General features: G+C 65.5%; 23 protein-coding genes. 17 read left to right on the forward strand and 6 right to left on the reverse strand.

Going from position 1 to position 19,441, the window contains the following annotated elements; all coding sequences use genetic code 11:
- Nucleotides 1–9 precede the first annotated feature (9 nt).
- From KF780_03465 to KF780_03480, 4 genes are all read left to right on the forward strand, one after another.
- Nucleotides 10–867 carry an SDR family oxidoreductase gene (locus tag KF780_03465; GenBank protein MBX3560851.1) on the forward strand — a complete coding sequence of 286 codons (858 nt, stop codon included), beginning with the start codon at nucleotides 10–12 and terminating at the stop codon, nucleotides 865–867.
- A gap of 69 nt (nucleotides 868–936) precedes the next feature.
- Nucleotides 937–1,362 (forward strand): hypothetical protein, encoded by a 426-nt coding sequence (locus KF780_03470; protein MBX3560852.1) that lies wholly within the window; start codon nucleotides 937–939, stop codon nucleotides 1,360–1,362.
- Nucleotides 1,349–1,696, forward strand: a complete 348-nt coding sequence (locus KF780_03475; GenBank protein MBX3560853.1) for a DUF962 domain-containing protein — start codon at nucleotides 1,349–1,351, stop codon at nucleotides 1,694–1,696. The genes KF780_03470 and KF780_03475 overlap by 14 nt, the downstream gene beginning before the upstream one ends.
- Before the next feature lie 373 nt (nucleotides 1,697–2,069).
- Nucleotides 2,070–2,258 carry a PspC domain-containing protein gene (locus KF780_03480; GenBank protein ID MBX3560854.1) on the forward strand — a complete coding sequence of 63 codons (189 nt, stop codon included), beginning with the start codon at nucleotides 2,070–2,072 and terminating at the stop codon, nucleotides 2,256–2,258.
- A 407-nt stretch (nucleotides 2,259–2,665) separates the two neighbouring features.
- Here the strand turns inward: KF780_03480 and KF780_03485 are convergent, their stop codons facing one another.
- On the reverse strand, nucleotides 2,666–3,316 hold the full coding sequence (locus tag KF780_03485; protein ID MBX3560855.1) for a glutathione S-transferase family protein: 651 nt from the start codon (nucleotides 3,314–3,316) through the stop codon (nucleotides 2,666–2,668).
- A gap of 327 nt (nucleotides 3,317–3,643) precedes the next feature.
- Between KF780_03485 and KF780_03490 the strand changes: the two genes are divergently transcribed.
- The 7 genes from KF780_03490 (at nucleotide 3,644) to KF780_03520 (ending at nucleotide 9,265) form a co-directional block, all read left to right on the forward strand.
- Nucleotides 3,644–5,539, forward strand: coding sequence for a ribonucleoside-diphosphate reductase subunit alpha (locus KF780_03490; protein ID MBX3560856.1), 1,896 nt, complete (start codon nucleotides 3,644–3,646; stop codon nucleotides 5,537–5,539).
- A gap of 81 nt (nucleotides 5,540–5,620) precedes the next feature.
- Nucleotides 5,621–5,800 carry a hypothetical protein gene (locus tag KF780_03495; protein ID MBX3560857.1) on the forward strand — a complete coding sequence of 60 codons (180 nt, stop codon included), beginning with the start codon at nucleotides 5,621–5,623 and terminating at the stop codon, nucleotides 5,798–5,800.
- Nucleotides 5,801–5,805: 5 nt separating this feature from the next.
- Nucleotides 5,806–6,120: a hypothetical protein gene (locus KF780_03500; GenBank protein ID MBX3560858.1), complete on the forward strand. Its 315-nt coding sequence runs from the start codon at nucleotides 5,806–5,808 to the stop codon at nucleotides 6,118–6,120.
- Nucleotides 6,117–6,428, forward strand: coding sequence for a hypothetical protein (locus KF780_03505; GenBank protein ID MBX3560859.1), 312 nt, complete (start codon nucleotides 6,117–6,119; stop codon nucleotides 6,426–6,428). The genes KF780_03500 and KF780_03505 overlap by 4 nt, the downstream gene beginning before the upstream one ends.
- A 5-nt stretch (nucleotides 6,429–6,433) precedes the next feature.
- On the forward strand, nucleotides 6,434–7,486 hold the full coding sequence (locus KF780_03510) for a ribonucleotide-diphosphate reductase subunit beta (protein MBX3560860.1): 1,053 nt from the start codon (nucleotides 6,434–6,436) through the stop codon (nucleotides 7,484–7,486).
- A 23-nt stretch (nucleotides 7,487–7,509) separates the two neighbouring features.
- Entirely contained in the window at nucleotides 7,510–8,427 is a 918-nt protein-coding gene (locus tag KF780_03515; GenBank protein MBX3560861.1) for a hypothetical protein, read from the forward strand.
- 184 nt (nucleotides 8,428–8,611) lie between these two features.
- Complete coding sequence (locus KF780_03520; GenBank protein ID MBX3560862.1) at nucleotides 8,612–9,265, forward strand: S-adenosylmethionine-binding protein; 654 nt, start codon at nucleotides 8,612–8,614, stop codon at nucleotides 9,263–9,265.
- A gap of 51 nt (nucleotides 9,266–9,316) precedes the next feature.
- Here KF780_03520 and KF780_03525 read toward each other — a convergent pair whose 3' ends face one another.
- A complete protein-coding gene (locus KF780_03525) occupies nucleotides 9,317–9,970 on the reverse strand; it encodes a hypothetical protein (protein ID MBX3560863.1) in 654 nt (217 codons plus the stop codon).
- A 59-nt stretch (nucleotides 9,971–10,029) separates the two neighbouring features.
- On the opposite strand from KF780_03525, the gene KF780_03530 reads away from it, so the two are divergent.
- Together KF780_03530 and KF780_03535 are read left to right on the forward strand one after the other, a co-directional pair.
- Nucleotides 10,030–10,209 carry a hypothetical protein gene (locus tag KF780_03530; protein ID MBX3560864.1) on the forward strand — a complete coding sequence of 60 codons (180 nt, stop codon included), beginning with the start codon at nucleotides 10,030–10,032 and terminating at the stop codon, nucleotides 10,207–10,209.
- A gap of 140 nt (nucleotides 10,210–10,349) precedes the next feature.
- On the forward strand, nucleotides 10,350–11,054 hold the full coding sequence (locus KF780_03535; GenBank protein ID MBX3560865.1) for a hypothetical protein: 705 nt from the start codon (nucleotides 10,350–10,352) through the stop codon (nucleotides 11,052–11,054).
- A gap of 210 nt (nucleotides 11,055–11,264) precedes the next feature.
- Here the strand turns inward: KF780_03535 and KF780_03540 are convergent, their stop codons facing one another.
- Nucleotides 11,265–11,615: a DUF2200 domain-containing protein gene (locus KF780_03540; protein ID MBX3560866.1), complete on the reverse strand. Its 351-nt coding sequence runs from the start codon at nucleotides 11,613–11,615 to the stop codon at nucleotides 11,265–11,267.
- Between the two features lie 209 nt (nucleotides 11,616–11,824).
- Here KF780_03540 and KF780_03545 point away from each other — a divergent pair, with 209 nt between their 5' ends.
- A complete protein-coding gene (locus KF780_03545) occupies nucleotides 11,825–12,262 on the forward strand; it encodes a hypothetical protein (GenBank protein MBX3560867.1) in 438 nt (145 codons plus the stop codon).
- Nucleotides 12,263–12,296: 34 nt separating this feature from the next.
- On the opposite strand, the gene KF780_03550 is transcribed toward KF780_03545, so the two are convergent.
- Nucleotides 12,297–12,614 (reverse strand): thermonuclease family protein, encoded by a 318-nt coding sequence (locus KF780_03550; protein ID MBX3560868.1) that lies wholly within the window; start codon nucleotides 12,612–12,614, stop codon nucleotides 12,297–12,299.
- Between the two features lie 579 nt (nucleotides 12,615–13,193).
- Between KF780_03550 and KF780_03555 the strand changes: the two genes are divergently transcribed.
- From KF780_03555 to KF780_03565, 3 genes are all read left to right on the forward strand, one after another.
- Nucleotides 13,194–13,715: a glycine zipper 2TM domain-containing protein gene (locus tag KF780_03555; protein MBX3560869.1), complete on the forward strand. Its 522-nt coding sequence runs from the start codon at nucleotides 13,194–13,196 to the stop codon at nucleotides 13,713–13,715.
- Nucleotides 13,716–13,800: 85 nt separating this feature from the next.
- The gene (locus tag KF780_03560) at nucleotides 13,801–14,130 is read left to right on the forward strand and encodes a hypothetical protein (GenBank protein ID MBX3560870.1); all 330 of its coding nucleotides are present in this window, start codon (nucleotides 13,801–13,803) and stop codon (nucleotides 14,128–14,130) included.
- Nucleotides 14,131–14,220: 90 nt separating this feature from the next.
- Nucleotides 14,221–14,796 (forward strand): hypothetical protein, encoded by a 576-nt coding sequence (locus KF780_03565; protein ID MBX3560871.1) that lies wholly within the window; start codon nucleotides 14,221–14,223, stop codon nucleotides 14,794–14,796.
- A 3-nt stretch (nucleotides 14,797–14,799) separates the two neighbouring features.
- Here the strand turns inward: KF780_03565 and KF780_03570 are convergent, their stop codons facing one another.
- Both KF780_03570 and KF780_03575 read right to left on the reverse strand, forming a co-directional pair.
- Nucleotides 14,800–16,353: a hypothetical protein gene (locus KF780_03570; GenBank protein MBX3560872.1), complete on the reverse strand. Its 1,554-nt coding sequence runs from the start codon at nucleotides 16,351–16,353 to the stop codon at nucleotides 14,800–14,802.
- A 65-nt stretch (nucleotides 16,354–16,418) separates the two neighbouring features.
- Nucleotides 16,419–19,253, reverse strand: a complete 2,835-nt coding sequence (locus KF780_03575; protein ID MBX3560873.1) for a TonB-dependent receptor — start codon at nucleotides 19,251–19,253, stop codon at nucleotides 16,419–16,421.
- Nucleotides 19,254–19,441: the final 188 nt, after the last annotated feature.

The raw sequence follows: 19,441 nt of genomic DNA on the forward strand, positions 1-19,441 counted from the left end.
AGCGTTCCTATGTCCGCCGACGACATCGTCGAAAAGGTTCGCGAGGGCGATCTGCCCGGCCATGAAAGCCGGCTGGAGCCGAAGCCGGACTGGCGGCCGCGTTTTCCCGGCTCCGGCCGGCTGAAGGGCAAGGTCGCGCTGGTCACCGGCGGCGACAGCGGCATCGGCCGCGCGGTCGCCGCCTTGTTCGCGCGCGAGGGCGCCGACATCGCCATCGCCTATCTGTGCGAGCATGACGATGCCGCCGAGACGCAGCGCATCGTCGAGCGGGAGGGGCGCGAGGCGCTGGCCATCGCCGGCGATCTCGGCGATCCGGCTTTTTGCGAGAAAGTGATCGCCGAAACTGTCGGCCGGTTCGGCCGCCTCGACATCCTGATCAACAATGCCGGCGAGCAGCATCCGGACCAGGACATCGCCGACATCGACGAACATCAGCTCAAGCGCACCTTCCAGACCAACATCTATGCGATGTTCTTCCTGACCCGGGCGGCCCGGCCCCATCTCGGGAAGGGTGCGGCGATCGTCAATTGCACCTCGGTCACCAGCTACCAGGGCTCGGAGGAGCTGCTCGACTACAGCGCCACCAAGGGCGCGATCACCGCCTTCACCCGCGCGCTGTCGGAGAATCTGGTGAGCGAGGGCATCCGAGTGAACGCGGTCGCGCCGGGGCCGATCTGGACCCCGCTCAATCCCTGCGGCGGGGCGAGCGAGGAGAAGATGGAAACGTTCGGGGAATCGACGCCGATGGGCCGCCCCGGCCAGCCCAACGAGGTCGCGCCCAGCTTCCTGTTCCTCGCCTGCGCCGATTCCAGCTACATGTCCGGCCAGGTGCTGCACCCCAATGGCGGCGTGATCATCGGGAGCTGACAGAGGCGCCCTTCCGCCTCCGCCGATCTTGCGATAGGCTCGCCGCGAACAAGCTGGAGGGGCATTATCGTGCGGACTTTTCTCGGCATCGTCGCGGGCATCGTCGCGGCGTTCGCGGTGCAGATCGGCATCGATGTCCTCACCAACAAGCTCTATCCGGTGGCGATCAGCGACATGTGGGATCGCGCGCAGGTGACGCAGGCCATGGCCTCGCGGCCCACCCCCGCGCTGCTGCTCACCGTTCTGGGTTTCTTTCTCGGCGCGCTGGCCGGCGGCTATGTCGCGCGCCGTCTGTCCGGGGTTGGCTGGACGGTTTGGGTGCCGGCGGGCGTGCTGGCGGCGATGGCGCTGATCATTTCCGTCGCCTATCCGGTGCCGGCATGGACCTGGTTCGCCACGCTGGCGGCGCCGCTGATCGGTGGCATGATCGCCGGCCATCTCGGCCCGCGCGCGACGGCGCCGGCAACGGAAGCTTCCGACGATGCGGACCTGTAAGAGCTTCGCCGAATTCTGGCCTTTCTACTTGCGGGAGCATGGGCGGCCGCGCACCCGGGCGCTGCACTATATCGGCACCAGCCTGGTCGTGATCCTCGCGCTCGGCGCGCTCGCCACCGGACGCTGGTGGCTGTTCGCAACCTTGCCCGTCGCCGGCTACGGCTTCGCCTGGGCGGCACATTTCTTCGTCGAGCGCAATCGTCCGGCGACCTTCACCTATCCCTTATGGTCGCTCGCCGCCGATTTCCGCATGTGGGCACTGTGGCTGATCGGCCGGCTCGGGCCGGAGCTGGAGCGCGCCGGCGTCGCGCCGGAGGAATCCGCGGCGCACTGATCTTTTCTGTCCGGAAACGGACAAGCGTTCGGAATCGCACCGCCAAGCCTTGGCGAAATCCGCCACCTGTTGGCACGGCAATTTCCGACAAGTCTCCCGCTAAAATTGAAAAACGTCGGTTTTCCGCCAAAAAACCCGTTTGGCACGCCCCCTGCGAATCATCGGGCATGATCGTCGGATGGTCCGGCGATCGGAAACGGAGACGAAAAATGACGCTTTCTTATGCCAACCTGCAGAACATCGCCGCTTCGGTGATCGCCGCTTTGGTCGCCAGCAGCCTGTTCATTTCCGCCGCCATCGGTCCGGTTCCGGTCATCTGATGACCGGGCCGGCCACCCGCGCCGCCCAATCTGCTTCTGACAGGATCGACGACATGGAAAACAGCTTCGCCCTCGACAAGTCCAACGCCAGGCTGCTCGGCGTCTGCGCCGGCCTGGCCCGGGCCACCGGCTGGGATCCCCTGGCTGTCCGCCTCGGCGCGGTCGCCGCGACATTCTTCCTGTTCGGTCCCTTCGGCATCCTGCTCTACATTCTCTGCGCGCTGCTCGCCGAAAGCCGCTGAGCCGCTCACCCGCCTGCCGGTCCCGTTCAGCGGATCGGCAGGAACAGGCCGAGCACCGACAGGGCGAAGGCCATGGCCGCCACGATCAGCGCGACCCGCGCGATCTGCGCTGCCCCCGCCGCCTCCCGGGCGGCATCTCTTTCATCTTCCTGAGAAATTCTCGCCTCCTTCGGGCCTGGTCCGGTGGAGCGTCCGCCCGCCGGCGCGCAAAGTCAATCGCCGCGCCGCGTTCCGGCGGATGAACCATGGATAACGGGCTCATTCAGCCACCGCTCAATCGCGCTCGGCCATTGGCGTTCCGGGCTGGCCGCCGCGTATCCGCGTCCCGCCCCGGTATCCTGGGTTCCCTCGCGTCGCGTAACGAGGGAGGGGCCGGCCTTCCGCAGGGAGGGCCGGCCCCGTTGTTTTCAGGCCGGCTCCTGTGGGAACAGATGCGCACAGGGCTCGGCTTCCCGCAGCACGCGCGCGAAGCTCGGCCGCGCCTCGAGCCGGTCGAGATAGGCGCCCAGCACGGGCAGGTGCGCGCGAAACGGCTGTACCTTGTCCGCATAATGGAGCGCCGGCGCCGCCGCGCAATCGGCCAGGCTGAAATCCTCGCCCGCCGCCCAGGTCCGGTCGGCCAGTTCCGTCTCCAGCCAGTTGCAGCTCCTGTCGAGCATGGCGCGGGCCAGCGCCACGCCATAAGGATCGCGCCGGTCCGCTGGCCTGATCCGGTCGAACACGATCTGCTGCATTGGCGTCATGACGTAATGGTCGAATATCCGGTCCATCATCCTGACCTTCAGCGCCGCGTCGGGATCGGCATGATGCGGCACCAGGGTCACCGGCCCGCGATGGTGCAGGCCGAGATATTCGATGATGATCGAGGATTCGCCGATCGTCCGCCCCCGGTCGGCCAGCACCGGCATCTTGCCGATCGGCCACAAGGCGGCGAATTCGGCGCCGTTCTCCGGATGCTCCGGATCGAGCTGCCGGAACTCGAACAGCGTGCCGTTCTCGTAGAGCGCGATCAGCACCTTCCAGCAATAGGAGGAGAGCGGATGGGCATAGAGCGTCAGGGCCATGGCGGTCTCCCTCTTTCGGCGGGGCATTCTAGCCTTCCGGAAAAAGCCCGGAAAACCGCCAATGCGACGAACCGAGTCCGTTAACGCGGATTTACCCTCTTGTGTCTGATTCCAGATGAGGCACAATGGCTAGTGGCGCTTCAATGGGGGAGCCGCTAGCGGTTGTGGGAGCGTGACCCGGCGGGCATTTGCCGCCGGGCAAGGCCGGCCTGTCTCTGTGGATATCGGGGACAAGCGCAAAATCGCCCGCCGCTCCCCATATAAGGCGTCTATGATGGCGTATCGTTCCGCTGGAACGTATAAGGAACATGGGGTAGAGTGATGGACCTGTCCGGCAGCAATGAAGTGAGCGCGAACGACGTGACGACGGAGGTGCAGGAGCGTCCGGCCAAGGCCGCCCCCGCCGATTCGAAATCGGTGGCGCCGATCCCCTACGCGCTGGAGCTCGATCGCAGCCGCGACGATCTGCTGACCGATTTCGGCAAGGACACGCTGCAGGACCGCTATCTGCTGCCCGGCGAATCCTATCAGGACCTCTTCGCGCGCGTCGCCTCGGCCTATGCCGACGACGAAGCGCACGCCCAGCGGCTTTACGATTATATCTCGCGCCTGTGGTTCATGCCGGCGACGCCGGTCCTGTCCAATGGCGGCACCGGGCGCGGCCTGCCCATCTCCTGCTATCTGAACAGCGTGTCGGACAGCCTGGAGGGGATCGTCGGCACCTGGAACGAGAATGTCTGGCTCGCCTCGCGCGGCGGCGGCATCGGCACCTATTGGGGCAATGTGCGCGGCATCGGCGAGGCGGTCGGCCTCAACGGCAAGACCAGCGGCATCATTCCCTTCGTGCGCGTGATGGATTCGCTGACGCTCGCCATTTCGCAGGGTTCGCTGCGGCGCGGTTCGGCCGCCTGCTATCTCGACATCTCGCACCCGGAGATCGAGGAGTTCCTGGAGATCCGCAAGCCCTCGGGCGATTTCAACCGCAAGGCGCTCAACCTCCATCACGGCGTGCTCATCTCCGACGCCTTCATGGAAGCGGTGCGCGACGGCACGGAATGGGTGCTGCAGAGCCCGAAGGACGGTTCGGAGCGCGGCAGCGTCGATGCCCGCGCCCTCTTCCAGAAGCTGGTCGAGACCCGCCTCGCGACCGGCGAGCCCTATATCATCTTCATCGATCAGGTGAACCGGTCGATGCCCAAGCATCACCGCGATCTGGGGCTGAAGGTCACCACGTCGAACCTGTGCAGCGAGATCACCCTGCCGACCGGCACCGATCATCTCGGCGCCGACCGCACCGCCGTGTGCTGCCTCTCCAGCCTCAATCTCGAGACCTGGGACGAATGGCACGGCGACAAGACCTTCATCGAGGACGTGATGCGCTTCCTCGACAATGTGCTGACCGATTATATCGAGCGCGCGCCGGACGAGATGGCCCGCGCCCGCTATTCCGCCAGCCGGGAGCGCAGCGTCGGTCTCGGCGTGATGGGCTTCCACTCCTTCCTCCAGGCGCGCGGCCTGCCCTTCGAGGGGGCGATGGCCAAGAGCTGGAACCTGAAGATCTTCAAGCATGTCCGGGCGCAGGTGGACGAGGCCTCGATGCTGCTCGCCAACGAGCGCGGGCCCTGCCCGGACGCGGCCGACATGGGCGTGATGGAGCGTTTCTCCTGCAAGATGGCGATCGCGCCGACCGCGTCGATCAGCATCATCGCGGGCGGCACCTCGGCCTGCATCGAGCCGATCCCGGCGAACATCTACACGCACAAGACGCTCAGCGGCTCCTGGTCGATCAAGAACCCGCACCTCCAGGCCCTGCTCAAGGAGAAGTCGAAGGACAGCGACAGCGTGTGGAATTCGATCCTGGAGCGGGGCGGCTCGGTCCAGCATCTCGATTTCCTCACGAGCGAGGAGAAGGACACGTTCAAGACCAGCTTCGAGATCGACCAGCGCTGGCTGATCGAGCTGGCCGCGGACCGCACGCCCTATATCGACCAGGCGACCAGCCTCAACCTCTTCATCCCGGCCGACGTGGACAAGTGGGACCTCCTGATGCTCCACTATCGCGCCTGGGAGCTGGGCATCAAATCGCTCTATTACCTGCGCTCCAAGAGCGTGCAGCGCGCCGGCTTCGCGGGTGGCGTCGAGGCGGACAACACGCCCGATCTCAAGGAGATCCAGCTCGAAAGCACCGATTATGACGAGTGCCTGGCTTGCCAATGATCCCCCGGATCATCGTCAGTGCGCGGCACTTTGGCCTGCCAGTAGCGCCTCTGCCGGCGCCCCGCGCGGAAGGATGAGCCGATGACGATCGTCGATACCACGAAATTCGCCATCGGCATCCTCTTCGCCGTGATCGGCGTCGGCGTGCTGGTCGTGTCGCGGCGCGAGGGCGGCTTCGGCCAGCGCCGCCAGGCGGGCGTGCTGATGCTCGTCGCCGCCGCCCTGTTCGGCGTCGCCGGCCTCGGTCTGGTGGAGTTCTGATCGCGATGGCCCGGGCCCGCCCGCTCCTCGCCCTCGCCGTGCTCGCCACGCTCGCCGCCTGCGCGACGCAGGCGGGCGACGCGGTGGCGCCGGCCGCGCCGGGCTTCCTGCTCGGGTTGTGGCACGGCTTCATCTTCCCGGTCGCGTGGGTGCTCAGCCTGTTCATGGGCGATGTCGCGATCTACGCGGTGCCCAACAATGGCGGCTGGTACGATTTCGGCTATTTCCTCGGCATCGTCGTCTTCGGCGTCGGCGCGCGCGGCGGCACCCGCGTCGTCTATCGCGACCGCAACCGCATCGTGAGGGTGGACGAGGTATGAGCGCCGTTCGCCAGATCGGATCGGGCGCTTTCCTGCTGATCGCCGGCGGGATGCTCGTCTATGCGGGTCTCGGCCTGGTGCTGATCGCCTCGGCCGATTGGCCGGCGGCATGCGATGCGGCTTTCGCCTCGGGCAAGATGACGAAGCTCATCGGCATCTACCGGTGCAGCCCCGGCCTGCTCGGCGTTGGCGCGGCGGAGATCGCCACCTTCCTCTGGCTCTGGCTGGTTCCGGCCGGCCTCGCCCTTCTGTTTCTCACCCTCGGCCTGCGCGCCCGCGCGGCCGGCACCCGAATGCAAGCGGAGTAACCCCAATGCCCCTTCTTCAGGCCTCCAAGACCTACAAGCCCTTCGAATATCCCTGGGCGTTCGAGTTCTGGAAGCGCCAGCAGCAGATCCACTGGATGCCGGAGGAGGTGCCGCTCGGCGAGGATTGCCGCGATTGGGCGCAGAAGCTGACCGAGCATGAGCGCAATCTGCTCACCCAGATCTTCCGCTTCTTCACGCAGGCCGATGTCGAGGTGCAGGATTGCTACCACGACAAATATGGCCGCGTGTTCAAGCCGACCGAGATCAAGATGATGCTGACGGCGTTCAGCAACATGGAGACGGTCCACATCGCGGCCTATTCCCACCTGCTCGACACGATCGGCATGCCGGAGAGCGAGTACAGCGCCTTCCTCCAGTACAAGGAGATGAAGGACAAGCACGATTATCTCGCCACCTTCGGCGTCGACAATGACGAGGACATCGCCAAGACGCTCGCCATGTTCGGCGGCTTCACGGAGGGGCTGCAGCTCTTCGCCAGCTTCGCCATGCTGATGAACTTCCCGCGCTTCAACAAGATGAAGGGCATGGGCCAGATCGTCAGCTGGTCCGTCCGCGACGAGAGCCTGCATTGCGAGGGCATCACCCGCCTCTTCCACGCCTTCGTGAAGGAGCGGGATTGCCTGACCAAGAGTGTGAAGGACGACATCCTCGACGTCTGCCAGAAGACGGTCCGGCTGGAGGACGCCTTCATCGATTTGGCGTTCGAACAGGGCCCCGTCCCCGGCATGACGCCCAAGGAGATTAAGAAGTACATCCGCTACATCGCCGACTGGCGCCTCGGCCAATTGGGCTTCGCGCCGATCTACATGGTCGACGAACATCCCCTTCCCTGGCTCGCCCCGCTCCTCAACGGCGTCGAGCACGCCAACTTCTTCGAAACCCGCGCGACCGAATATTCGAAGGCCGCGACCCGGGGGAACTGGAACGAGGTCTGGGACAATTTCGACCGGCGGCAGAAGGCGAAGGTGGCCAATGATGCGCCGGAAGGCGAGGGCGGGGACGATATGTTCACCCGCGCTGGGGTGGCGGCCGAATAGGCGCGAAAGGACAATCTCGATCCATGGAAGAAAGCGGCTTCGCCTCATCGCCTGTTAGAAAGGCCTCGGGAGCAGCCCTCTTCTTTTTTGCGATTGTTGGTTTCGTGGCCTCGATCGTAACTATCGTGGCTTTTTTAAAGCCCGATTCCGCTGGAGCTCTACACGTTGAAATAACGCCGAGCTACTTCCAAATACCGATGGAAGTCGCTTCGCCATTTGGCGAAGGAGAATCGGCACGCCGAATGTTGTCGGACCTCAGAAGATCAGCCTGTGAGAGCAATCGTCAGACTTTGCAGTCTGGTGAGGAGCGACGAGAGGATCAGGCAGGAAACGAAGAACGATCGTCGAATTCAGAGACTTCAAATTTATGCGAGGATGCCCGTGCTACGGATCGTGCAGTGGCTTGGCTAGTCGCCTATTCATCGGGGCCGGGAACGCTATATCGATATGAGATCACTAACAATGGAACAAGGTTGGCTCAACAAATACGGATAACTTCTGAGAATGTAGCTTCCTTGCAAATTAGGCGCGGCGGTAATTTCCTAAATATAATTGAAGATGACCAAGGTGAGTATTATCAGTTGCCGGATTTGAATCCGAGAGAGAGTCTCTCTGTCTTGGTGTGGACCGTCAATCCGAGATATGGACTATTATACCAAGGCGCGGAAGATGCCCCGAGGGTTACATTCTCTGGGCATTTAGTAACTACAGAATTCCTCAAACATGTTCCTGATGGTTGGTGGAACATGTATGATTTTACTAGAAACCTACCTACAATTTTCGTAATAGTTTTCGTTGTGGCCTTAGCTTTTGTGATAGTATTTACTATCATTTTCGTCATTGCTATAATGGACGCCATTATCAGAGGCAAGCCGTTGTCGAGCGTTTTCCAAACACAAAAAAAGCAAGATTCGAACGACGGTTCGGGTGAAGATGCTTAAACAGCGGGTCAGGGCTGAGCCGGATTACGGGATTAGGGTGACAGCGCACTAATTTTCGATGCACGAATGGAGGAGACCGCGTTCAAACGTCCTTCGACTTAGTCGGCGGGTTGCAGTGGCGGAAATCTCTCCCTAGCCGAAATTCGCATTGACCTTTTAAGCCATCACCTTAATAGATCTTGTTATGTTCCGCCCCGCCGCCGATCTCTCCGACGCCGGAATCGACCTCCTCGCTTCGGCGCGCGGAAAGAGGTTCGGGACGATCCTCGCCGATCCGCCGTGGCAGTTTCAGAACCGCACCGGCAAGGTCGCGCCGGAGCATAAAAGGCTCGCGCGCTACGGCACGATGACGCTGGACGAGATTTGCGCGCTGCCCGTCGCCGAGATCGCCGCCGAGCCGTCCCATCTCTATCTCTGGGTGCCGAACGCGCTGCTGCCCGATGGCCTGTGCGTGATGGAGGCGTGGGGCTATCGCTACGTCTCCAACATCGTCTGGCACAAGATCAGGAAGGACGGCGGCTCGGACGGGCGCGGCGTCGGCTTCTATTTCCGCAACGTCACCGAGCTGCTGCTGTTCGGTACGCGTGGCAAGAATGCCCGCACGCTCGATCCCGGCCGCAGCCAGGTCAACATGATCCAGTCCCGCAAGCGCGAGCACAGCCGCAAGCCCGACGAGCAGTACAAGCTGATCGAGGATTGCTCCTGGGGTCCGCGCCTCGAAATGTTCAGCCGCGGCAAGCGCCGGGGCTGGACCGTCTGGGGCAATCAGGCCGACGAGGATTACAAGCCCACCTGGGACACCTACAGCTACAACAGCACGGCCATCGCGGCGGAATAGCCGCCGCTCCCATCCCCCCTGCCGTCATTCCGGACTTGATCCGGAATCCAGCTAACCTTCCTCGCTTTCGCCCGGCGCCGCCTCGGTCGCCTCGATCTGCGCGGCCGTCGGTGGTCCGTCATCGACATAGAGTTCCGGCGTGATCGCGAAGGTCAGGATCGGGCATCCGCCCCCGCCGCCGCCCTCGATCCGGGGCCAAAGCTGTTCGTGGTGCGTGGTCGAGCGGCCATAGGAACTGCCCTTGCCCAGCGTCTTGAAAATCGCCTGCAATTCGGTGGCTCGCGTCACGATCACGCCCACGTCGATCGCCCGCAGATCGAACAGCAGCCGGAAGTTGTTGAGGTCGCGGTCGAAGAACGGGTCCTTGTTGTTCCATTCCAGCTCCAGCGCGACCCTGCCCTTGAAGCAGTCCACCTTGTGGGTCGGACTTTCAAAAATCTCGTCGTCAATCTTGATCGCTGTCTCGAACTGCTTCTCTTCCCATCCGCGCGCGTAAAAGCCCCCGTCCATCTGCTTGGCGATGGGCGACTTGTTGCCGCCCGCCGCTTGCACCTCCGAACGCAACAGCCTGAAACCGCGCAGCACCTCGATGATCTCGGCCCATTCATCCGGGCAAGCCGTCGTCAACACGCCGGCAGCGTTACGCCACTCGCGGACATGGTAGAGTTGCTTGAGATCGTCGGGGACAAGGTGCAGCGTGGACATTCCGGTTGCGTAGCGTAATCAGAGAAATAGATCTGCCCCCAACTCGCGGAGAAGCGAAGATGAAGGTCGCTTTTACATGCAGCCTGTGCGGCGGCTCAGACGTCCTGCTGGATGCCTGGGCGCGGTGGGACATCGAAGCACAGGACTGGCTTGTGGCCGATACGCTGACGCAAGCCTATTGCCGGGGGTGCGATGGCGAAACGAGCCTCGTGAAGCGCGAAATCGCCGAAGCTGTGTAAGCCCCTTCTACCTTTCTTCGCGCCTTCGCGTCTCCGCGCGAACCCGTTCCTTCCCCCTCCCGCCTTAAAACCATTTTCCTACAGCTAACCAAATGGGATAAATGATCCGCTCCTTATCGCGATTCGAAGGAGCGAAGATCATGAAGCGTGGCGCGCAAAGAGAGATGAGCCTCGAGGAGTTCGATGCCTGGGTGGCGGCGAGCGACCGCCACGACGCGGTCGCGAAGGCGGCGGACGAGGAGGGCGGGCCGCGCCTTTCGCTCGTGCCGCTGCCCGAACGCGGGGAGGTCTGGCCGACCGATCTGCTTCCGCCCGCCGCCGGCCCCGGATCGCGGGCCGAGGCGGAGGCCGGCGATGCGCCGGCGATTGCCCCGACCCCGTTCGACGGCGTCGAACTGGAGGACAGCCGCAAGCGCTGGGCCGGCTGGAGCGCCGAGCGGCAGCGGCTGTTCCTCGCCAATCTCGCCGAGACCGGCTCGGTCCATCTCGCCTGCGCCACCGCGCGGCTGTCGGCGCGCTCGGCCTATGGGCTGCGGGCCCGCTCGCCGGCCTTCGCCGCGGCCTGGGACACGGCGGAGCAGCTCGCCGTCGGGCGGCTCTCCGCGCTCGCCTTCGATCGCGCGATCCACGGCCGCGTCGAGCAGGTCTGGCAGGAGGGCGCGCTGGTCGCGGAGAAACGGATGCCGAGCGACCGGTTGCTCATGTGGCTGCTCGCCCGCCTCGATCCCCGGCGCTACGCCGCTCCGTGGGAGCTGCGCAAGGACGGCGCCGCCGATCCCCAGGCCGAGGCGCGCCGGGCCTTCCCCGCGCAGCTCGACGCGCTTTCGGACACGGTATCGGAATAGCCGCGCGGCGGCGGCGAAGGCGGGCTCCATGGCCAGTGCGAACATTGGGAACATTCGCGCCACGGCGTCCGGCGAATGCCGAAATGCCCGCCCGCAGGGCAACTTCACTCTTCGCGGCCTTCCTTCACTTCCTTCGCGCCTTCGCGTGAAATAGGCGGCATTGGTTTCACGCGAAGGCGCGAAGAAGAAAGGACGCGAAGGAAGGACCTCCTACCCCCGCAATATCTTCTCCATCTTGCGGCCTTTGGCGAGCTCGTCGATCAGCTTGTCCATGTAGCGCAGCTCGCGCATCAGCGGCTCCTCGATCTCCTCGACGCGGTAGCCGCAGATCATGCCGGTGATCAGCGTCCGGTTCGGGTTCAGCCGGGGCGCATTGGCGAAGAAGTCCTCGAAATTCGTCTTCGCCGTGATCTCCGCCTCCAGGCTCGCCTGGCTGTGCCCGGTCAGCCAGCGCAGGATCTCGTCCACCTCGTCCTTCGTCCGCCCCTTCTTCTCGGCCTTGGCGATGTAGTGCGGATAGACGCTCGCGAAGCTCATCCGGTAGATGCGGTGCTGGGTCATGGCCGGATCCTGCGCGCCGCCGCCGCGCGGGTCAATCTGGCGTTCCGGCGCCCGGTGGGGCAGCACGCCCGTCGCTATCAGCATCAGCATCAGCGCCCCGCCGATCGCGCCGCACATGAAGGCGCGAAGCCGGCTGATCGTCAGGCCGGTCTTGCGCTTCGCCCGCGCGCCGCCATGATGCCGGCGGGAAGAGGAGGATCAAAGGCCTCATGCGCATCATCATCATCGCGGCGGCGACGCTGCTGACGCTTGCCGGCTGCGAGAGAGGGGGCAACGCGCCCGCTGCGGCGGCGAACGCCCTGGCCGAAACCGATGCGGACGAGGCGGCCGCCTCGCCGGCCGATCCGGCGCTGCTCGCCGCGCTGCTGCCCTCCTATCCCGGTGCCCGGCAGGTCCGCGACGGGCGCGGCGAGGGCGCTGTCAGCGGCTCGCTGGCCTTCGCCACGCCCGATCCGCCGCGCCGCGTCGCCGAATTCTACGCCGATGCCGCGCACCGCGCGGGCTTCGTCGTCGATATTCCCGAGACGACCGGGCTGCTGGTGACGATGGCCGCCAACAATGAGGATGGCGGGCTGGTCAGCCTCACCGCCACGCGGGTGGGCGACGTCACCGAGGTTCAGATCATGGCCGCTGCCGGCGGGCGCTGACGGCCGGGGCCGGGGCCGGCGGAACGCGTCGCCGCTAGAGCTCGCCGAAACCGGTCGCGCACCACGGGCTCGCGACCGTGCTCCACGGCCGGGCCAGGCCCTCCGCGACCATCGCATCGCCGAGCGAATGTCCGCCGCGCGAGGCGATGCGTAGCTTGCGCCCCTGCTCGTCGCTGTCGCGGCCGAACGATTCGCTCAGCTGGAACGGCGCCGCGCGCAGCAGCGCCGCAAGCCGCTGGGCCGCCTGGAGACCAAGCGCCGCCTCGTGCGGGCAGGGCGCGCGCAGGTCGGGCGTGTCGATGTCGGCCAGCCGGATCCGCTCGCCATGCAGCGCGAAGCTGCGGCCGTCGATCGGGCGCACCGTCTCCGGGCGCACGGTCACGCCGCGCAGCAGCGAAGCTTCGGCGGCAGGGGCCCGCGGCGCGACGCTCGCGCGTTCGCCAGGCGCGCCGAAGGAAGCGGCGGCGGCAGCGGGGGTCGGCGCGGCGGCGCGTTCGGCTTTCGCCGGTGGCGGATCGCTGCCGAGCATCCCGAAACCGAAGCCGCTGCGCGTCCCTTCGAACAGCACGATACCCAGCCCCAGGCCGATACCGATGATCAGGCGCAGCTCGCGTCCGTTGAAGACGGCGTTGCCGGTGCGGATGCGCTCGCCCGACCGTCGACCGTTCTGATCGATCCGACGTCCGGAGCGGTCGCGCGCGACCATATAGGGATCCCAGTCCTTGCCCATGGTGAGCGCTTAGCAGGCTTGTCCTACCAAGCTCCTAACACGCCGTTTACCTTGCCGGCCGCTCGGCAGGCACGGTCTGCCGCCTGGGCGCGATGCGACGACTCGCCGGGGAAAGGCGATCCGCCGGGAAACAAGCCGGCCGCTGCCTCGTTGTCCGGCACAGGCCCAATGTATGAGGCTTTTGCCCGAAAGGAGCATGTCATGCGTAAGATGATACTCGCCGCCGCCATGGCGGCCGTCGCGGTTCCGTTCGCCGCGCCGCCGGCCGAAGCGCAGGGACGTAACGAACGCCGTGCCGAGCGCGACTGCGAGCGCGAACTGCGCCGCGCCGACAACCGCCGCGAATATCGCCGCGAGCTGGCCGAATGTCGCCGCGAACTTGCCCAGGCGCGCAACCGCGACTGGCGCCAGTACAATCGTTACGACTGGAACCGCCCGCCGGCCGGCGGCGCCTATTATGCCGACGATTATTATCGCGACGGCCGCTATTATCGCGAGCGGCGGCTGACCCGCAACGACCGCATCTATCGCGGCCGCGACGGCCGTTATTATTGCCGCCGCAGCGACGGCACGACCGGCCTCATCATCGGCGCGGGGGTTGGCGCCCTGCTCGGCAACGCGCTCGACGGCGGCCGGTCCAGCGTGCTGGGCACCCTGATCGGCGCCGGCGTCGGCGGCCTGGCGGGCCGCGAGATCGAACGCGGCAACGTGCGCTGCCGCTAAACCTCCGCTGAACGTCCCGCTCGCGCGCGGTTCAGGCAAGCCTGCCTAGGATCGCGGCGAGCGGGCCTGACATGGGAGTAGGATCATGCGTACCATCCTGATCGCCGCCGTCATCGGAGCGCTCGGCGCGACGGCGCTGCCGGCGGCGCCGGCAAGCGCCCAATATTGGCGCGGCGACAATCGCGACCATCGCTACCAGCGCGATCACCGTCGCGACGTCGCCCGGGCGCAGCGCGAATGTCGGCGAGATTTGCGCCGCGCCGATACCCGCCGCGAATATCGACGCGCCCAGCGCGAATGTCGCCGCGAGCTCGCCCAGGCGCAGCGTGGCTACCGCTATGATCGCGGGCGCCATTACGCCCCGCCGCGCGCCGGCTATTATTGGGACGGCTATCGCTGGCGGTCGCGCTGGTAGGACTTTCCCGACCGGGCCGTGAAGAGCCCGGTTGACTTGGATTGCCATCAGGCAGACCATCTCCTTCTCGACACAAGAGGGGGATGGTCGATGGCAAGCGAACCTGACAATGTACCTCCGGCGGGCGAAACGCCGCCCGCCGCATCCGGCGGCGGTCTGCCGCTGTTCAATCTGGCGCGCGGCGCGAAGGGCGTCGCGCTGCTGCTGTTCCTGCTGCCTTGGGTGACGATTTCCTGCCAGGGCCAGGATCTGGTATCGTTCAGCGGCTACAATCTGGCGACCGGGTCGGTTTCCGTGCCGAATCCGATGACCGGCGCCGCCGAAACGCCGCCGGGCGCGGGCGAGCGCGACATTGCGGTTCTCGCCGCGGCGCTGCTGATCCTGCTTTCGATCGCCGCCACATTCGTGCTGAAGCGCGGCCAGGCCGCTTTGGTCGCGGCTGGCGGCGCGGCGGTTGCGGCGTTGTTGATCAGCTATACCGTGCTGGTCAAGGTGCCGGCCCAGATGCGCGAAAGCGCGGCTGCGGAAGGCGGTGCGGGCATGAACCAGCAGGAGCTCGCCAACATGATCAGCGTCGATGTCGAAATCGGCTTCTGGCTGACGCTGGCGGCACTGGTTGCGGCGGTGGTCCTCAACTGGCTGTCGCGGGGTCGTGCTTCGCCCTGAGGCTCAGCGCGGCGCATCGACGAGCGCGGCGATCAGCCGGGTCATGCTGGCGATATAGGTCGCCGTCGAAATGCCCGTCGCCGGTTCGGAATCCGGATAGGGCGAGGTGTCGCTGGCATCGCCGACATGCGTCTCGCGATGGTCACCCGGCGCCGGCTCCGCAGGGCCCGGTCCTGAAGAGGGATGGCTGGTCGTCGCCAGCGGCGTCGGCCACCATCCCTCTTCATTGAGCGCGGCGACGATGCCCGCGAGGTCGAGCCGCGCGGCACCCGTGAAGTCCGATCCCGCCGCAATGCCTGCCAGGATGAAGAGACGCGGCACGCGCGCGTCTTCGCGCAGCGGCGATCCGCGCGTCGCGGCTTCCGGCGACATCGCCCGCAATGCATCATAGTCGCGGCGCAGGCGATCGAGATCGATTGGCCGGAATTGCGAATAATGGGCGATCGGCGCGGCCGGCTCATGATCCGCATAATAAGCGCCGTTGACCACATTCGATCCGCGCCGGTGGACATAGATCGGCCGGTTCGTGCCGATCTCCACGAAGGTGGGGAAGCGCCTGGCGGGCGGCCCGACATCGTCGGGCAGGCGTACCGATGCCAGCCAGTCCAGCGCGGCCGGCACCGCATCGAGGAACCGCGTCTCGCCGGTCAGCCGGTAGAAGTGCATCAACTGCTCGACATTGGCCGCCGTGGTGTGCGTGACCAGCGCCAGCGGCTCGTAGCTGCGCGCACCCGCCGGTTGGAGATCGAGCGTGTATTGCAGCGCCCATCCCGCCTGCGGCGCCGGCAGCTGGGTGATCAGGAAGGCCTCCATCCCCCGCCGCGCCGCCGCGATCAGCCGTGCGTCGCCCAGCGCGCGGCCGGCCATGATCAGGAAGCCGATATTCTCCTTCGCCACATCGTCGTTGAAGGTGATGTAGCCTTGATATTCGGGGTAGCCGGGATCGTAGGGGAAGCGCTGCGGCCAGCCGCCGTTCGGATATTGGCTGTCCAGCACGAAGCCGATCGCGCGGTCGAGCGGCGCGCGGAAGCGATCGTCGCGCCCGGCGAGATGGAGACGCAGCAACAGCTGCATCGTTTCCGCCGTGCCGGCATCGTCGAACGTGGCATTGTCGCTGTAATGCTGGAATTCCTCGAGCCGCCAGCCATTCGCGCCCACCGTTTCGTACCAGCGCCGCGCGCCCTCGGCGCCGCCGAAATGGATGAAATAGTTCCACCCGCCGCTGCTATGCTGCCCGGCGATCAGCGCGTCGGCGGCGCGCGCGGCGGCCTCGTAATAATAATCGTCGCCGGTGGCGTGCCAGGCATCGAGGAAAAGATGGCCCATCGTCGCGGTGCCGGGCGCCTGCACCCAGATCATGTCGGGCCCGGCCTCCATCTCGCCCCAGCGGCGCGAGCCGTCCGGCAGATAGGTCCAGACATAGCCGCCCCGATCGGCGACATGCTCGACCATATATTGGGTGGCGCGGCGCATCGTCGCCTCGATCTCGGCGCGGCTCTGCGCCGGAGCGATGGCCGGGAGCAGCAGCAGGGCAATCAGGGCAAGCGCGCGGCGCATCGAAGCGATCCTAACACAAAAACGGCCCGCTCGCCGAAGCGAGGCGGGCCGCTGTCCTGGCGCCGTCAGTAGGTGAAGCGCACGCCGAAATAGAATTGCCGGCCGGTATGGTGATAGGTGCTCAGCCGGTTGTCGGCGCTGTCGATATACTGATCGACATATTCGTCGGTCAGGTTCACGCCCTCGAAGGTCAGCGAGATGTTGCGGTTGATCGCGACCGAGGCCGACACGTCGAAGTTCAGGCTCGAATTGACGCCTTCGACATCGTTGAAGCCCGGCTGCGCCGCGTTGGGGCTGGTTGCGGCCACGCCGTTGCGGCCGGGCACCTGCTGGAGATAGCCGCTGCGATAGGCGACGGAGCCGCGCAGCCGGAACACGCTGTCCTCGTAATAGAGCGTGAGATTGGCCATGTTGCGCGACAGATTGACCAGCGGCTGGGTGACGACCGGCGCGTTCGGCGCGGTGGTCAGCGGATAGTCGATCTCCGAATCGACATAGGTGTAATTGGCCTGGATCCCCATGTTGCGCAGGAGGCCCGGCAGGAAGCGGAACGGCATCTGCAGGCCGATCTCGATGCCCTTGAGCGTGCCGCCTTCCGAGTTGACCGGCTGGTTGACCGTGAACAGGTCGGTCGGCGTCGCCGGCGTGCCGACGAGCAGCGAGTCGGGCAGGCCGAGCTGATTGAACGGGATCTGCTGCGTCGTGTTGGCAACGAAGGTGCCGATATCCTTGTAGAACAGGCCGACGATCAGCGCCGATTCCGGGGCGAAATACCATTCGGCCGAAAGATCGAACGTGGTCGCTTCGGTCGGATCGATCAGCGGGTTGCCGCGGTTGAAGGTGCGGTTGCCGCCCGAAACGCTGAACGCACCGCCGGGATTGACCGTGCCGATATCGGGTCGGGCCAGCACGCGCGCCGCCGCGCCGCGCAGGATGAAGCCGTTGCCGAGCTCGGCCGCGATGTTGAAGGAGGGCAGGAAGTCGTCATAGGTCCGCCGCGCCTCGACCAGCTCCAGCGTGGTGCCCTGGCCGGTATAGCCCGTGGAGACCTGCCGGGTGCGGACATAGCGACCGCCGATATTGCCGCGCACATCGATTCCGCCGACCGGAATGTTGTAATCGAGCTGGGCATAGAAGCCGAGCGCGCGCTCGGTCACGGTCCGGAAATTGGCCCGCGCCGTCGCATTCTCGATGCCGAACAGCTGAAAGATGCCGGTGTTGGAATAGATGCCGAGCGTGTCGGCGAAGGCATCGAGATTCGGAACAACGAACGCGCGCGGCGTGCCGTCCGGGAGCGGCGTGCCGGCATTGATCAGCCAGATCGTCGAAAGACTGGCGAGCTGGCCGGGCGCGAGCGCCGGCACCACCGTCTCGCTGGCGCGCCGCAGCTCGCGCGAATCGAAACCGTAACGCTTGTAATCGACACCGCCGCGCAAGGTGATCTGTTGCGAGAAATGGTAGGACAGCTCGCCGCGCGCGACCGTGAAATCATTGTCGACGAATTGCGGGCGCAGGCGAATTTCGCCCAGCGTGTAGGCATTGGGATCGGCGACGTTGAGGTTGCCGTAGCTGAAGAAGGGCAGGCGGCCGCCCCGATAGTCGTAGATGTAATTCTGGACATTGAGGACATCGAGCGCGACCGTCGTCTGGATCGGGTTGCGGAACTGCGATTGCGAATAGCCGCCGAGCAATGACAGCGAGAGCCGGTCGCTGAAATCGTGGGTCAGCGATCCGGTATATTGCTGGAAGGTGGTGGTGAGCTCGTCGAAGCGCGATTCGACGCGCACGTCGACATTGTCGAACACGCCGTAGACCAGGCTGTTGCCCTCGACCACGGCGCCGGGGCGGATGATCGTCTGCGGCTTGCCGCCGGCGGCGGCGTTGCGGCTGAACGAGAGCGCCTCGAGATATTGCTCCGCGCGTTCGGACCGGAAGCGCGCATAGAGCGCGTCAACGGTGATCAACGTGGCGTCGGTCGGCTGGAACTGGATGGAGCCGGTGAGGCCGAGCCGCTCGGTCTGATAGCGATAACTGTCGTAGCGCGGAATGCGCGGATGGAAGAATCCGAAATTGCTCGCGCCATTCGGCAGCGTGGAAGCGGCGTTGAAGCCGCCGTCCGCGGTGCCTTGCGCCCAGCGCACCGTGCTCGGCCCCTCCTCGACGATGCCGCGTTCGCTGTAGGATCCGGAGAGCAGGATGCCGACGCGCCCGTCGGCGAAGCGCCAGGATACGAGGCCCGCGATGCGCGGGTCCACCGAATTCGAAAGATCGTTGAGGCCGAGCTGCGCGCTGCCGGCGAGGACGAAATCCTCGCGATAATCGAACGGCCGCGCCGTCTGGAGATCGACGGTGGCGCCGAGCGAGCCTTCCTCGACATCGGCGGTCGCCGTCTTGCGGACCGTGATCGAGTTGAACAGCTCGGACGCGAAGATGTTGAAATCGAACTGGCGGCCGCGATTGGCGCCGCCGCTGGCGTCGGAACCGCCGGTGGTGGACAGGCCCTCCATACCGTTGATACGGACGCGGGTGAAGATCGGCCCCAGGCCGCGCACCGTGATCTGCCGGCCTTCGCCCTGGTCGCGGGTGATCGCGACGCCGGGGATGCGCTGGATCGATTCGGCGAGGTTGTTGTCCGGGAAATCGGCGATGTCCTCGGCGCGGATCACATCGACGATCGAATTGGCCTCGCGCTTGTCGTTCAGTGAAGCGTTCAAGGAGGCCCGGAAGCCGGTGATCGTGATCTCCTGATCGCTGTCCGTGCCTGCGGCGGTGTCGCTGTCCTGGGCATTGGCCGGTGTGGCGATGCCGGTCACCGCAAAAGCCAGCACAAGCGCCGAAGCGGTGCCGAACAGGCGCGCAGCGAAGTGCCCGCGCGCCGCGGTTCCAAGGTTCGAAGCCATCATCCCCTCCCGATTGGTCGCGCCAGGGCGCGATGGTGAGCCGCACGGCGCGTGCGCGCCAGGGCGTTCATTGTGAAAATGGTTATGACACCGGTGTCTTCCGGGCGCGAAAAAAGGCCAGTCGCGCATGTTCGACGCGAATTTCCGGTATGCCATGATGGCCATCGGCGCTGTCCTCCCATATTCGC

It is taken from the genome of Sphingomonas sp. (genome assembly GCA_019635535.1).
Lineage (GTDB): Bacteria > Pseudomonadota > Alphaproteobacteria > Sphingomonadales > Sphingomonadaceae > Allosphingosinicella.

Excerpts from the sequence above, each read along its gene's own strand:
- KF780_03465 (MBX3560851.1), top strand. The coding sequence starts at position 10 with ATGTCCGCCGACGACATCGTCGAAAAGGTTCGCGAGGGCGATCTGCCC.
- KF780_03475 (MBX3560853.1), top strand. The coding sequence starts at position 1,349 with ATGCGGACCTGTAAGAGCTTCGCCGAATTCTGGCCTTTCTACTTGCGG.
- KF780_03480 (MBX3560854.1), top strand. The coding sequence starts at position 2,070 with ATGGAAAACAGCTTCGCCCTCGACAAGTCCAACGCCAGGCTGCTCGGC.
- KF780_03490 (MBX3560856.1), top strand. The coding sequence starts at position 3,644 with ATGGACCTGTCCGGCAGCAATGAAGTGAGCGCGAACGACGTGACGACG.
- KF780_03495 (MBX3560857.1), top strand. The coding sequence starts at position 5,621 with ATGACGATCGTCGATACCACGAAATTCGCCATCGGCATCCTCTTCGCC.
- KF780_03500 (MBX3560858.1), top strand. The coding sequence starts at position 5,806 with ATGGCCCGGGCCCGCCCGCTCCTCGCCCTCGCCGTGCTCGCCACGCTC.
- KF780_03505 (MBX3560859.1), top strand. The coding sequence starts at position 6,117 with ATGAGCGCCGTTCGCCAGATCGGATCGGGCGCTTTCCTGCTGATCGCC.
- KF780_03510 (MBX3560860.1), top strand. The coding sequence starts at position 6,434 with ATGCCCCTTCTTCAGGCCTCCAAGACCTACAAGCCCTTCGAATATCCC.
- KF780_03515 (MBX3560861.1), top strand. The coding sequence starts at position 7,510 with ATGGAAGAAAGCGGCTTCGCCTCATCGCCTGTTAGAAAGGCCTCGGGA.
- KF780_03520 (MBX3560862.1), top strand. The coding sequence starts at position 8,612 with ATGTTCCGCCCCGCCGCCGATCTCTCCGACGCCGGAATCGACCTCCTC.
- KF780_03525 (MBX3560863.1), bottom strand. The coding sequence starts at position 9,970 with ATGTCCACGCTGCACCTTGTCCCCGACGATCTCAAGCAACTCTACCAT.
- KF780_03530 (MBX3560864.1), top strand. The coding sequence starts at position 10,030 with ATGAAGGTCGCTTTTACATGCAGCCTGTGCGGCGGCTCAGACGTCCTG.
- KF780_03535 (MBX3560865.1), top strand. The coding sequence starts at position 10,350 with ATGAAGCGTGGCGCGCAAAGAGAGATGAGCCTCGAGGAGTTCGATGCC.
- KF780_03540 (MBX3560866.1), bottom strand. The coding sequence starts at position 11,615 with ATGACCCAGCACCGCATCTACCGGATGAGCTTCGCGAGCGTCTATCCG.
- KF780_03545 (MBX3560867.1), top strand. The coding sequence starts at position 11,825 with ATGCGCATCATCATCATCGCGGCGGCGACGCTGCTGACGCTTGCCGGC.
- KF780_03555 (MBX3560869.1), top strand. The coding sequence starts at position 13,194 with ATGCGTAAGATGATACTCGCCGCCGCCATGGCGGCCGTCGCGGTTCCG.
- KF780_03560 (MBX3560870.1), top strand. The coding sequence starts at position 13,801 with ATGCGTACCATCCTGATCGCCGCCGTCATCGGAGCGCTCGGCGCGACG.
- KF780_03565 (MBX3560871.1), top strand. The coding sequence starts at position 14,221 with ATGGCAAGCGAACCTGACAATGTACCTCCGGCGGGCGAAACGCCGCCC.
- KF780_03570 (MBX3560872.1), bottom strand. The coding sequence starts at position 16,353 with ATGCGCCGCGCGCTTGCCCTGATTGCCCTGCTGCTGCTCCCGGCCATC.
- KF780_03575 (MBX3560873.1), bottom strand. The coding sequence starts at position 19,253 with ATGGCTTCGAACCTTGGAACCGCGGCGCGCGGGCACTTCGCTGCGCGC.